This is a genomic window from Microbacterium sp. ISL-59, assembly GCF_018613945.1.
Lineage (GTDB): Bacteria > Actinomycetota > Actinomycetes > Actinomycetales > Microbacteriaceae > Microbacterium > Microbacterium oxydans_B.
The window spans coordinates 83,298-96,540 of the sequence record NZ_JAGGPG010000001.1 but is presented as its reverse complement, the minus strand read 5'-3'; the positions used below and the strand labels follow the sequence as shown (position 1 = coordinate 96,540).

The following is a 13,243-nucleotide window of genomic DNA, read 5'->3' as shown; positions in this document are numbered from 1 at the left end:
CCCTCTTTGTGTGCGCGCTCCGGGTCAGGCGGAGCGGAAGCGCTCGATGATGACCTCGGCGATGCGCGGGTCTGCCCCGAGCGGTGCCGAGACGTGGTCCGCTCCGGATCTCTCCACGAGACCGGCGAAGTACCCCGGCGCGAGGACATGGCTCGCGGCGATCACCCGGGAGGCTCCCCGCTCTCGCGCGAAGCTCACGGCGTCCGCGATGCGGGGCTCGATCGCCGACGCGTACCCGATCGTGACCGGCACCGGGATCAGATCGGCGAGGTGCGCCGCCGCCCTGGTGACATCGGCCACCGCCGCAGGATTGCTGGAGCCGGCCGCCGCGAGCACGACGTGGTCGCCCGGAAGCCAGCGATCGTGCACCGCCGTACGCAGCCGCGCGCGCAGGACCTCGGCGATCAGCGGGTGGGTGCCCAAGGGCTCCCCCTGCCGCACGTTGTCGTACGGACGGACGGCGCTCGCGATATCGACCGCGGTGTGGAAACCCACGGAGAGCAGCAGCGGCACCACGACGACGTCATCGTCGAGATGCTCCTGTTCGACGACCTCGGGCACCGCCGGTTCCTGCACGTCGACGAAGGCTTGGACGACGCGGGTGCCCGGGATACGTGCGCGCACGAGATCGACGATGTCTGCGACCGTGCGGCGTCCGGCGGGGGAATCCGTGCCGTGGGAGCAGGCGACGAGGGTGGTCATCGGGGTTCCTCCACGGTGAGTCGATAGCCGCGTTTGACGATGGTCTGGATCGCTGCAGCCCCGCCCAGTGCCTCGCGCAGCCGGGCGACCGCCATCTCCACGGCATGGGCGCTCTCGCCCCCTCGGGGCAGGGCGAGCCCCAGTTCCTCGCGGGAGAGCACGCGTCCGGCGGCATCGAAGAGCTCGCTCAGGATGCTCGCACCAGCGCGGGAGAGCGGAACGAAGGCGCCGTCGATCAGGACACCGCCGCTGCGCATCTCCATCGCACCGAGAGCCGTCTGCAGCTGCGGGGCGGCACCCGAGGCGTAATGATCGACCACGCAGCGCACCAGCGACCCCAAGCGGCCGCGCGCAGCCAGAGTGGCCTTGAGCCCGGCATCCGCGAGCGGGGCGGCCGTTATCGGTCCGACGGCGGCGAGCAGCAGGCGCCCGGACGCGGCCCGGCGACGGATCGACTCGAGCGCGTCGGCACGGACGGCCGTCCTCACCCACTCGGCGGCACCGGGTGCGGAGGTGAAGAGCACGGCGTCCACTTCACCAGCTCCCGCCTGCACGACGGAGCGGCGCACGATCTGAGGGTCCGGCGGCGGCCCCCAGCGATACACGGTGATACTGACCACGTCCGCTCCCAGCCCCGACAGGAGGGTGTCGAGCCCGTCGGCGCCCGCTCCATGATGCTGGATCGCGATGCGCCGCCCGGCCACCCCTTCGGCGGCGAGGTACTCCCCCACTTCTGCGGAGGTCTCGGACTCGGCCACCCAATCGGCCACGAAGCCCGCCTGCTGGATGGCCCCGTGCGCCTTGGGTCCTCGCGCGATGAACTGCGCCCCGGCCAGCGCGCCCGTGAGGTCTTCGGCCAGGTCGTTCTCGTGCGCGGCATCGATCCACCCGCGGAAACCCACGCCGGTCGTCACGATCACGATGTCAGGAGGCGACGCGATGAGATCGCGGGTGCGGGCGATGAGCACCTCGTCGTCCTCATTGGGGATGATGCTCAGGGCGGGCGCGCGGTAGACCTGGCCTCCGCGTCGCTCGAGCGCCGAGACGAGATCGCCGGACCGCCTGTCAGCGGCCACGACGATGGTGCATCCGGCCAGGACCGGAGTCAGTGGAGCACGGATCGTCACGCCAGGACAGCCCCGATCGATTCCGAGGTCGGAAGCAGCAGCGCGGCGCTCGCGACCTCGCCGATCACGATGACCGCCGGATTGCGCAGACCGACGGCCCGCGCATCGGCGACGGCCTGGCCGAGCGTGGTCCGCGTCGTCCGCTGCTGCGCCGTCTGGCCGCTCTCGACGAAAGCCATCGGCCGATCGGCCCGCACACCGTGCGCGAGTGCCGCGGTGACCAGACGTTCGAGGGCGGATACGCCCATCAGGACCACCGTGGTCACGGTCGCATCGGCCAACGCCGCGAGCGTGCCCTCGCCGATCGCACCCTGACCGTTCACGACGTGGAAAGCCGCGGCCGTGCCTCGATGAGTGACGGGGATGCCTGCCGCCTGCGGAACGGCGATCGCGCTCGAGATCCCCGGGGTGACGTCGACGGGTATGCCCGCGGCGAGACATGCCTGCATCTCCTCGCCGCCGCGTCCGAAGACGAACGGGTCCCCGCCCTTGAGCCGGACGACGCGTCGCCCCTCGGCTGCCCGCGCCACGATGATCCGGTTGATCTCGTCCTGCGGCACGGGGTGCCGCCCGGGAAGCTTCCCCACGTCGATCACCTCGACGTCGGGATCGAGCCCGCGGACGATCTCCGCCGCGGGCCCCAGCCGGTCGGTCACGACGACGTCCGCTTCGGCGATCAGGCGCCGGGCGCGCACCGTCATCAGGTCCACAGGCCCCGGTCCGCCTCCCACCAGGTCGACGCGTCCGCTCCGACCGGCACGGCGCCGCCGCAGGGGTAGGCGGCCGTCGCCCACGAGGTCCACGATCGCATCCCGCACGGCGACCGACCGACGCGGGTCCGCACCGACCGTACTGGTCACCGCGACGGTCACGTCGCCGATCTCGGCCTGTGCGGTGAGCCTGGTCGACCCATGGGCGCCGTCGGATGCATTGATGCAGAGGATCCGCGTGCGCTCGCAGCGCTCCGCGACATCGCGGTCGACGCGGGCGTCGCCGGTGGCCGCGTGTACGAGCCATGCCCCGGCGAGATCCGATCCGCGGAAGCGACCGGCGCGCCAGACGAGACCGTGCAGCTCGACCAGCCGCGCGGTGTCCGGATGCAGGACGGGGGCGACGATCCGCACTCGCGCCCGTTCATCGAGGAACCGGCGGATCCTCTTCGCCGCGACTGCGCCACCACCCACCAGCAGCGCGTCGCGTCCAGTGAGGTCGACACCCAACATGACCGTCATCGGATCTCCTCGATGTTCAGCTCGATCTGACCGTCTCGCACGGTCACGTCCCAGACCCGCAGCGTCGCCGGGGCCTTGCCCTGGGTGTCGAGGCATTCGCCCGTGCGCAGGTCGAAGACCTGCTTGTGCATCGGCGAGGCCAGCGTCGGCACATCGCCCCGCGTGCCCACGATCCCTCGCGACATCACATGGGCGCCGCTGTAGGGATCGAGATTGGACACCGCGTGCACCGAGCCATCGGCGAGGAGGAAGAGCGCGATCTGTACCGTGCCGAACAGCGCCGCCCTGCCTCGCTCCACCTCGAGGTCGCTGAGGGCGCACACACGAACGCGCGTTCCGGTGTCAGCACTGAGCGTCATCGTCGCACCTCCAGAGTCGTGCCGGCGATCATGACGCTCGCGTCCGATCGTTCCTCCGTCGTCGCCGGCCGCACCTGACCGCGCTCGGACACGTAGGCCAGAGAAGGGTCAGGGGTGTCGGTCGCATTTACGAAGGACTCGAAGCGCCGCAGCTTCACCGGGTCACGCAGGGTCGCCGCCCACTCGTCCTCATAACGATCGACGTGCACGCTCATGGCCGTGTCGAGGTCATCGCAGATGCCGAGGCTGTCGTCGAAGATCACCTCGCGGAGACCGTCCAGCCCGCCGTCGAGCTCGGCGCACCACCCTGCCGTGCGCTGGAGGCGGTCCGCCGTGCGGATGTAGTACATGAAGAAGCGGTCGATCGCGCGGATGAGGCCCTCGTCGTCGAGGTCGGCGGCGAGCAGCTCCGCGTGGCGCGGCGAGAAGCCGCCGTTGCCGCCGACGTACATGTTCCACCCCGTCTCGGTGGCGATCACACCGACATCTTTCGACCGGGCCTCCGCACACTCGCGCGCGCAGCCGGACACGCCGACCTTGAGCTTGTGCGGCGCCCGCAGCCCCCGATAACGGAGCTCGAGGCGCACGGCCATGCCGACGGCATCCAGCACCCCGTAGCGGCACCAGGTGGAGCCGACGCACGACTTCACGGTGCGCAGCGCCTTGCCGTATGCCTGTCCCGACTCGAAGCCGGCGTCGACAAGACGCTGCCAGATCTGCGGCAGCTGCTCGAGGCGGGCGCCGAACATATCGATCCGCTGCCCTCCGGTGATCTTCGTGTACAGGCCGTAGGTCTCGGCGATGTTCCCGATCGCGATCAGCCCCGCGGGAGTGACCTCACCGCCGGGCATCCGCGGCACCACCGAGTACGTGCCGTCCTTCTGCATGTTGGCCATCACATGGTCGTTGGTGTCCTGCAGAGCCGCGTTCTCGCCATCGAGCACGTGCGCTCCGACGAGGACGGACAGGATGCTGGCGAGAGCGGGCTTGCAGATGTCGCAGCCGCGCCCGGTGCCGAAACGGGCGATGATCGCGCTGAACGTCGTGAGTTCCGACACCCGCACCGCGTCGAAGAGTTGGCGGCGCGACATCGAGAAGTGCTCGCACAGGGCGTCGGAGGTCGTCTGACCGAGCTTGGTCAGCTCTTGGCCGACGATCTTCTTGACCGCGAAGATGCAGGAACCGCAGGTGGCGCCCGCCTTGGTGCATGCTTTCACGGCCGAGGCGTCTGTGCACCCTTCGGCGTGCACCGCCTCCCGGATGCGTCCGGCCGTCACATTCGAGCACGAGCAGACGACCGCCTCAGCCGGAAGCTCGTTGTCGGGAAGCGTCGTGCCGCCCTCCGGCATCAGGTAGGCGGCGGGGTCGGCGCCCAGCGCGGCACCCACCAGAGGGCGGAGAGATCCGTAGGCCGAGGCATCGCCGACGAGGATGCCACCGAGCAGGGTCTTCGCGTCGTCGGAGAGGACGAGCTTCTTGTAGACGCCGTTGACCGGGTCGGTGTAGACGACGTCCAGGGCATTCGGCGTGGTCGCGAAGGCGTCTCCGAAGCTCGCCACATCGACACCGGAGAGTTTCAGCTTCGCTGAATCGTCGTAACCGGGGAAGGTCGCATCGCCGCCGAGAAGCCGAGTGGCCGCGACCTCCGCCATGGCGTATCCGGGGGCGACGAGTCCGACGGAGCGTCCTTCGAAGTTGGCGACCTCGCCGATCGCGAGGATGTCGTCGTCGGCGGTGCGGCACCTCGAATCGATCAGGACGCCACCGCTGGGGTGCACGGCGAGATCGGCGACGCGTGCCAGCGAGTCCTGCGGGCGCACGCCGACGGTGAAGATGACGATGTCCGTTCCCTGCATACTGCCGTCCTGGAACTGCAGTGCCGCGACGGAGCCGGAGGCATCCGGGTCGATCCGTGTGGTCCGGGTTCCCGTCCGCACACCGATGCCTTCCGACTCGATCAGCCGGCGCAGGATCGTGCCGCCCGCGAGGTCGAGCTGGGCGGACATGAGCCGGTCGGACGACTGCACCACCGTGCACTCGACGTCGAGGCCCTGCAACGCCCCCGCGGCCTCGAGGCCCAGCAGGCCGCCGCCGATCACCGTCCCGCGCAGTGGGCGTCCCAGCACGGCGCCGCGGTGCTGGACGAACGCGTCGATCGCGGCGACGTCGTCGAGGGTCCGATAGACGAAGCTCCCGGGGAGGTCGGCGCCGTCGACGGCCGGCCGCAGCGCGTAGGAGCCTGTGGCGAGGACGAGTGTCCCGTAGGCGTGCACCGCGCCCGAGCGGGTGCGCACCGTGCGACGAGCCCGATCGATCCCCGTCACGCGATCGTCGCCGATGAAGTGCACCCGATCGTCCTGGAGGGTCTGCGCGTCGAGTGCGAGGTCGTCGGCGCTCGCGCCGGTGAAGAACGAGGTCAGACCGACACGGTCGTACGGGGCGCGCGCCTCCTCGCCGATGACGGTGACGGTCGGCGCCGAGCCTTCGCCGCGGAGCAGGCTCTCGACGAATCGGTGCGCGACCATTCCCGCCCCCACCACCACGACATCCGACGATGTGCTCTCCCGAACGATCACGAGCCCTCCTCTGTCCGTGGACTCGACGATAGAGACGCGGTGTTTCGCGAAAGGCCGGGCCGGTGTTACGCGGATCGAACGTTCTCCTCACAACTCGATAACAGCCATGTGAGACGGCGCATCACGCAAGTCCGGCGGGGCCGCGCGGGGCGTACTAGGCTGAGCCTCGTCCTTTCCGCCTCCCGCGGGCCCTACCGCGCAAGGAGAATCACGTGTCTGCCACCGAGCCCTCGAAGCCGACTCCCCCCGTCCCCGCACCCCCCGCCGTGCCGATGCCGCCGAAGGCGCCCAAGCCGGCAGCCGTTGCGCCCGCCGCACCGGCGCCGTCGCCCGTCGCGTCGTCGACCTCCGCAGAATGGGGCCGCGTCTCCGACGACGGCACCGTCGAGGTGCGCGAAGGCGAGATCTGGCGCGTCGTCGGCCAGTATCCCGACGGCACGCCCGACGAGGCGCTCGCCTACTTCGTGCGCAAGTTCGACGACATCGCCTTCAAGGTGCACACGCTCGAACAGCGCCACCAGGCCGGCGGCGCGTCGGCGAGCGACCTCTCGAAGCAGGCCGGTCACCTCATCGCTGAAGCGACGGATGCCGCGGCCGTCGGCGACCTCGCAGGTCTGCGCGACCGTCTGAACACCCTGACCTCATCGCTGTCCGAAGCCACGGAGCAGGAGGCGCAGCAGGCCAAGGAACTCGTCGACAAGGCGATCGCCGAGCGCACCGTGCTCGTCGAGAAGGCCGAGGCGATCGCGGCGCGCGACCTCAGCAAGGTGCAGTGGAAGCAGGTCACGGCCGAGCTCGGCGAGCTCTTCGACGCGTGGCAGGCTCAGCAGCAGAGCGGTCCCCGCCTCTCCAAGGGCATCTCCCAGCAGCTCTGGAAGCGGTTCCGCGATGCGCGCGCCGTGGTCGACAAGCAGCGTCGCGCCTTCTACTCCGAGCTCGACGATGCGCACAAGAGTGCTCGCGACGTGAAGACCCGTCTGGTCGAGCGCGCCGAGGCTCTCGCACCACGTGGCACCGACGGGATTCCCGCCTACCGCAACCTGCTCGACGAGTGGAAGGCCGCCGGTCGTGCCGGGCGCAAGGCGGACGACGCACTCTGGGCGCGGTTCAAGGCGGCGGGCGATGCCCTGTACGCCGCTCGCGCCGAGCAGTCCGCCGCCGAGGAAGCGGAATCCGCACCGAAGATCGAGGCCCGAGAGGCTCTTCTCGAAGAGGCCAAGGCCGTCGCCGACGAGTCGAACATCAAGCGCGCTCGCGCACTGCTCACGCGCATCCAGCGTCAGTGGGATGAGATCGGCCGCATCTTCCCGCGGGACAAGGAGCGCGCGCTCGACGACAAGCTCCGCACGATCGAGCAGGGTCTGAAGGCCCGCGAAGACGTGGACTGGAAGAAGAACAACCCCGAGACCAAGGCGCGCGCGAACGACATGAGTTCGCAGCTGCAGGAGGCCATCGAGAAGCTCGAAGCCGAGGTCGCCGCTGCCGAGAAGGCCGGCGACAAGAAGGCGGCGAAGGAAGCCGCCGACGCCCTCGAAGCTCGCCGCGCCTGGCTGAGCGCTCTGGGCGGCTGACCCTTCTCCACAGGTCTCCGCGACCGTCTCGAACGCGGGGTGCGCTGCGCCAGACTGGCGTGATGCACCCCGCGTTCCTCTATGTTCCCGGCAAGCGGTTGAGCCAGACCGAACTCAGTGCGGCCCGCATCGACGGCCATGTCGTCGACGTGGGCGACGCATACATCCCTGCCGATCTCGTGGAGGGGCCCGACGTTCGGGCGAGCTCGATCGCTGCACTCGTCCGGCCGGGCACCGCCGCGTGCCACCAGACGGCCGCCTGGGTCCACGGCGCCGGCGACACGCCGCCGGTCGTGCATCACGTGAAGCGGTGCGTGGAACGCCGGATCCGTCCGGTCACCAGCGCGCGCGTGGTGTTCCACGACACCCTGCTCCCCGATTCCGACGTCCGTACGCTCGGCGGCGTCGCAGTATCCAGCCCGGCCCGCACGATGCTCGACCTCGCGACGACACTGCATCGCGACCCGCGGGTGCTGCCCTGGATGGATCTCCTCGCCGTCGCCTGCCCGGATACCCCCGAGGCGGCGATGAACGCGCTGCAGGACCTTCGACGCGTGCCGGGCAGCCGCATGGGTTCGGCCGCTCTGCAGCGCCTCGCCGTCAGGAGGAGGTGACCCGGTAGACGTCGTAGACGGCGTCGATCCGACGGACCGCGTTCAGCACGCGGTCGAGATGCACGGCATCGCCCATCTCGAAGACGAACCGGCTCAGAGCCAACCGCTCATCGGTGGTGGTGACCGTCGCCGAGAGGATGTTGACGTGGTGCTCACTCAGCACGCGCGTCACGTCGGAGAGAAGGCCCGAGCGGTCGAGCGCCTCGACCTGGATCTGCACGCGGAACACGCTCTTCGTCGTCGGAGCCCACGAGACCTCGACGAAGCGGTCCTGCTCGTTGCTGAGCGCCTTGACGTTGACGCAGTCCGCCCGGTGGACCGAGACGCCACTGCCGCGCGTCACGAATCCGACGATCTGGTCACCGGGTACCGGGGTGCAGCACTTGGCCAGCTTCACCAGGATGTCGTTGGCGCCGCGCACGAGGACGCCCGAGTCGCCGGATCGCGGCTCACGCGTCGGAACGCTGCCGGGCAGGTCGATGGCTCCCGTGCTGGGGTCGTTGGCCGCGACCAGGGCCGTGACCTTCTCGAGCACCGACTGCGTCGACACGTGTCCTTCGCCGACGGCGGCGTAGAGCGCGGAGACGTCTTCGTAGTGCAGCCCGCGAGCCACCTCGGCGAACGAGTCCTGGCTCATCAGCTTCTGCAGCGGCAGGTTCTGGCGGCGCATCGCGCGGGCGATAGCCTCCTTGCCCTGCTCGATGGCCTCTTCGCGGCGCTCCTTGGTGAACCAGCCGCGGATCTTGTTCCGCGCTCGCGTGCTCGCGACGAAACCGAGCCAGTCCTGGCTGGGGCCGGCATCGGGGTTCTTCGAGGTGAAGACCTCGACCACGTCGCCGCTCTTGAGCTCCGATTCCAGAGGCACGAGGCGCCCGTTGACCTTCGCACCCATGGTGCGGTGGCCGATCTCCGTGTGCACCGCGTAGGCGAAGTCCACGGGGGTCGCGCTGGCGGGCAGGCCGATCACACGCCCCTTCGGCGTGAAGACGTAGACCTCCTTCGCACCGATCTCGAAGCGCAGCGAGTCGAGGAACTCTCCGGGGTCGGCGGTCTCGGCCTGCCAGTCGGAGATGTGGGCGAGCCACGCCATGTCGGTGTCAGAGGCGCGGACCTCGGTCTTGCCACCGCCGTTCATCCGCTCCTTGTACATCCAGTGCGCCGCCACACCGTACTCGGCCTGCTGGTGCATCTCGTGGGTGCGGATCTGGATCTCGACCGTGCGACCGGCGGGCCCGATGACCGTGGTGTGCAGCGACTGGTAGAGGTTGAACTTCGGCGTGGCGATGTAGTCCTTGAACCGGCCGGGCAGCGGCGTCCAACGCGCGTGGATCGCACCGAGGACGGCATAGCAGTCGCGCACCGAGCCGACGAGCACGCGGATGCCGATCAGGTCGTAGATGTCGTCGAACTCGCGGCCGCGGATGACCATCTTCTGGTACACCGAGTACAGCTGCTTCGGCCGCCCGACGACCTTGCCGCGGATACGGAGGTCGCGCAGATCCTCGTCGATCTCCTCGACGACCTGCGCGAGGTACTTCTCACGCTGCGGGGTCCGCTGCGCGATGAGGCTGTGGATCTCGTTGTAGATCTTCGGGTGCAACACAGCGAACGAGAGGTCTTCGAGCTCCGACTTGATCGCCTGGATACCGAGACGGTTCGCCAGCGGGGCGTAGATCTCGAGGGTCTCCTTGGCCTTCTTCGTGGCCTTCTCCGGCGGGACGAAACCCCAGGTGCGCGCGTTGTGCAGCCGGTCGGCGAGCTTGATGAGCAGGACCCGGATGTCTTTCGACATCGCCACGATCATCTTGCGGACCGTCTCGGCCTGCGCGCTCTCGCCGTACTTGACCTTGTCGAGCTTGGTCACGCCGTCGACGAGCATCGCGACCTCATCGCCGAACTCGGCGGTGAGATCGGTCAGCGCATAGCCCGTGTCTTCGACCGTGTCGTGCAGGAGCGCCGCGGCGATGGCCCGCGGGCCCAGACCGAGCTCGGCGAGGATCTGCGCGACCGCCAGGGGGTGCGTGATGTACGGCTCGCCGCTCTGGCGCTTCTGCCCCTCGTGCTTCTCCTTCGCGACCGCGTATGCGCGTTCGATGACGGAGAAGTCGCCCTTGGGGTGGTTCGCACGCACCGTACGGATCAGGTTGTCGAGGTCGTTGATGCGGGACGCGCGGGAGAAGATGCGGGGAACCAGTCGTCGCAGACTCGAACCCTGCGATGACGTCTGCGGTTCCGCCATCAACTCACCTCCCGATCAATTCATCCTACGCGTGCTGAGGGCGCCGAGCTCCCGCCCGGAGCACCCTCGGGCCGGACCCGTCAGGCTTCGACGGACGCCCGGCTGCGAGCCTCGCGGATGCGGGCGTCGCGCTCCTTGAGCTGCGGCTCGTTCTCGCGGAACAGCGAGTACAGCGGAGCGGCAACGAAGAGCGTGGAGTAGGTCGCGACGAGGATGCCGACGAAGATCGACAGCGAGATGTCGGTGAGCGATTCCGCACCGAGCCAGAAGGCTCCGATGAAGAGCACGGCCCCAACCGGCAGGGCCGCGACCACAGACGTGTTGATGGAGCGCACGAGCGTCTGGTTCACGGCGAGGTTCACCGATTCACCGAACAGCCGCGCGGACTTCTCCCCGTCTTCGGTGGTGTTCTCCCTGACCTTGTCGAACACGACCGTGGTGTCGTACAGCGAGTACGCCAGGATCGTGAGGAAGCCGATGACGGCGGCCGGAGAGATCTCGAAGCCGGCCAGCGCGTAGACACCGACCGTGATGACGAGCACGTCGAGCAGGCCGATGATCGCCGCCGCCGACATCTTCCACGTGCGGAAGTAGATCGCGAGGATCAGGAAGGTGAGGGCGAGGAAGATCGCGAGACCCCACAGCGACTGCTTCGTGACGTTCTCACCCCAGGCCGGGCCGATGAACGACGACGTCACATTGGCGGGCTCCACACCGTAGGCGTCGGCGAGGGCTTCAGCGACGTCCTGCGTCTCGGCGGCGCTCATCTGGTCGGTCTGGACACGGATGTCCTTCCCGTTCAGGACGACGACCTTGGTCGCGGCTCCCGGGACGACCGACTGGACGGCCTCCTTCGCGGTGTCCTGATCGACCGTGTCGGGCGCCTGCACCGTGAACTGGGACCCGCCGGTGAACTCGATGGAGAACTGGATGGGCCGGATGAGCGGCACGAGGGCCGAACCGACGACCAGGATGATCGCGATGATGAACCACAGGCGACGCTTGCCGACGAACGGGAAGGAGGTCTTGCCGGAATAGAGGTTGTTTCCGAACTCATTCATGGAAGGCATCAGGCGTCTCCCTCACTTCCGGGCTTGGTCGGTCTGTCGCCCGCGAGTGCCTCGGCGCGCTTTCGTTCTGCGATGGTCTGGCGGCGATCCGCCTCGGCGCGAGAGCGGGCGTTCTTCGCACCGCGACCTGCCGATGCCGTCGTGACCTCCCGGTACTGGGACCTGCTTCGGTACACCGCACCGAGGGCCTCGGGATCGAGGCCCGAGAGCTTGTGACCGCCGCCGAAGAATCGGGTGCGTGCGAGAAGCTGCATGACCGGGTGCGTGAAGATCACGAAGATGAACACGTCGATGAGGGTCGTGAGGCCGAGCGTGAACGCGAAGCCCTTCACCGTGGCGTCGGCGAGGATGTACAGCACGACTGCGGCGAGGATGTTGATCGACTTCGAGATGTAGATCGTGCGCTTCGCGCGACCCCAGCCGTCTTCGACCGCGGCGGTGATCGACTTCCCGTCGCGGAGTTCGTCTCGTATTCGTTCGAAGTAGACGATGAACGAGTCGGCGGTGAAACCGATCGACACGATCAGGCCGGCGACGCCGGCGAGCGAGAGACGGAATCCGAGGCGCCAGGCCAGGATGCAGATGATGATGTAGGTGAGGACGGCCATCACCGCGATCGAGGCGATGATCACCGACCCGAGTGCTCGGTAGACGATCAGAGAATAGATCGCGACGAGCGCGAGACCGATGAGTCCCGCGATCAGACCGATCTGCAGCTGCTGGGTTCCCAGCGTCGCCGAGATGGTGTCGGAGCTCTGCACGACGAAGCTGAGCGGCAGGGCACCGAACTTCAGCTGGTCGGCGAGGGTCGTCGCGGTCTCCTGCGTGAAGCTGCCCGAGATGCTGGGACGGCCGTCGAGGATGACGCCGTTCATCCGCGGAGCGCTGATGACGTCACCGTCGAGCACGAACGCGAACTGATCACGCGGGGACAGTCCGTCGATGCGGTTCTGGTTCAGCCGCGTGCTGACCTTGCCGAAGGCGTCGCCGCCCTCGCCGTTCATGGTCAGCTGCACGATCCACGCGCCGGACTTCTGGTCGCGACCCGCGGAGGCGTCGGTGATCGCGGTGCCGTCGAGCTCCGTCGGGCCGAGGAGGAACTTCTGCGCCTTGTCCGGAGAGCAGGCGACGACCGGCTGGTCCTTCGGGGCCCGAGCGGGGTCGTTGTCCGGGTTCTCGCAGTCGTAGGCCTGGAACTCCGCTGCCAGCTTGTCCGTCACCCAGGACAGGTCGCTCGCGTCGGTCGGCTCGGCGGTCGGCGTTGCATTCAGTGACGGGTCCGGGCTGGGGTACGGAGTGGAGTTCCCGTCCTCCCCGACGAACTCGGTGCTCGCGGCCGTCGTGTAGAGCACGGGTCGCAGCTCGAGCTGCGCGCTCGCCTGGATCCGCTCACGCGTCTGCGCATCCGCCTCGCCCGGGATCTGGACGACGATGTTCTGTCCGCCCTCGGTCGTGATGTCGGCCTCGGCCACTCCCGACGCGTCCACGCGCTGGCGGATGATCGCCGCGGCCTGGTCGAGCTGCTCCTGCGTGGGCGCCGCACCGTCCTCGGTCTCTGCACTGAGGACGATCTGGGTGCCACCCTGCAGGTCGAGTGCGAGCTCGGGCGTCCAGGAGCTGACCGGCTGTCCTTCGGCGTCCTTGATGACGTATACGCCCAGCGAGTTGATGCCGAAGAGCACACCCGTCACGAGGAGCAGGCCGAGCAGGACCCGCCAGGCGTGACGGACGGGAGAAGATGAAGCCACGTGTG

At 68.7% G+C, this 13,243-nt stretch carries 10 protein-coding genes; 2 read left to right on the top strand and 8 right to left on the bottom strand.

Annotated features, from left to right (window positions below; translation table 11 throughout):
• Positions 1 to 24 precede the first annotated feature (24 nt).
• From J7E45_RS00460 to nirB, 5 genes are read right to left on the bottom strand one after another with little or no spacing between them, the layout of a single operon-like run.
• The gene (locus J7E45_RS00460) at positions 25 to 702 is read right to left on the bottom strand and encodes a sirohydrochlorin chelatase (protein WP_167633559.1); all 678 of its coding nucleotides are present in this window, start codon (positions 700 to 702) and stop codon (positions 25 to 27) included.
• Complete coding sequence (locus J7E45_RS00455; protein ID WP_167633561.1) at positions 699 to 1,829, bottom strand: uroporphyrinogen-III synthase; 1,131 nt, start codon at positions 1,827 to 1,829, stop codon at positions 699 to 701. Before J7E45_RS00455 ends, J7E45_RS00460 begins: the two co-directional genes overlap by 4 nt.
• Positions 1,826 to 3,061, bottom strand: coding sequence for a uroporphyrinogen-III C-methyltransferase (cobA, locus tag J7E45_RS00450; protein ID WP_215066401.1), 1,236 nt, complete (start codon positions 3,059 to 3,061; stop codon positions 1,826 to 1,828). Before cobA ends, J7E45_RS00455 begins: the two co-directional genes overlap by 4 nt.
• Complete coding sequence (gene nirD, locus J7E45_RS00445) at positions 3,058 to 3,420, bottom strand: nitrite reductase small subunit NirD (protein WP_091036494.1); 363 nt, start codon at positions 3,418 to 3,420, stop codon at positions 3,058 to 3,060. The genes cobA and nirD overlap by 4 nt, the downstream gene beginning before the upstream one ends.
• Positions 3,417 to 5,945, bottom strand: a complete 2,529-nt coding sequence (nirB, locus tag J7E45_RS00440; RefSeq protein ID WP_251053374.1) for a nitrite reductase large subunit NirB — start codon at positions 5,943 to 5,945, stop codon at positions 3,417 to 3,419. The genes nirD and nirB overlap by 4 nt, the downstream gene beginning before the upstream one ends.
• 263 nt (positions 5,946 to 6,208) lie before the next feature.
• Between nirB and J7E45_RS00435 the strand changes: the two genes are divergently transcribed.
• Complete coding sequence (locus tag J7E45_RS00435; RefSeq protein WP_215066397.1) at positions 6,209 to 7,567, top strand: DUF349 domain-containing protein; 1,359 nt, start codon at positions 6,209 to 6,211, stop codon at positions 7,565 to 7,567.
• Between the two features lie 62 nt (positions 7,568 to 7,629).
• The gene (locus J7E45_RS00430) at positions 7,630 to 8,181 is read left to right on the top strand and encodes a type IV toxin-antitoxin system AbiEi family antitoxin (RefSeq protein ID WP_091036498.1); all 552 of its coding nucleotides are present in this window, start codon (positions 7,630 to 7,632) and stop codon (positions 8,179 to 8,181) included.
• On the opposite strand, the gene J7E45_RS00425 is transcribed toward J7E45_RS00430, so the two are convergent.
• The 3 genes from J7E45_RS00425 to secD form a co-directional block, all read right to left on the bottom strand.
• Positions 8,168 to 10,420: a bifunctional (p)ppGpp synthetase/guanosine-3',5'-bis(diphosphate) 3'-pyrophosphohydrolase gene (locus tag J7E45_RS00425; RefSeq protein ID WP_091036501.1), complete on the bottom strand. Its 2,253-nt coding sequence runs from the start codon at positions 10,418 to 10,420 to the stop codon at positions 8,168 to 8,170. The two genes, J7E45_RS00430 and J7E45_RS00425, sit on opposite strands and share 14 nt — an antisense overlap.
• 80 nt (positions 10,421 to 10,500) lie before the next feature.
• Positions 10,501 to 11,490, bottom strand: coding sequence for a protein translocase subunit SecF (gene secF / locus J7E45_RS00420; protein ID WP_091036504.1), 990 nt, complete (start codon positions 11,488 to 11,490; stop codon positions 10,501 to 10,503).
• Positions 11,490 to 13,238 (bottom strand): protein translocase subunit SecD, encoded by a 1,749-nt coding sequence (gene secD, locus J7E45_RS00415; RefSeq protein ID WP_091036506.1) that lies wholly within the window; start codon positions 13,236 to 13,238, stop codon positions 11,490 to 11,492. The genes secF and secD overlap by 1 nt, the downstream gene beginning before the upstream one ends.
• Between the last annotated feature and the right edge of the window lie 5 nt (positions 13,239 to 13,243).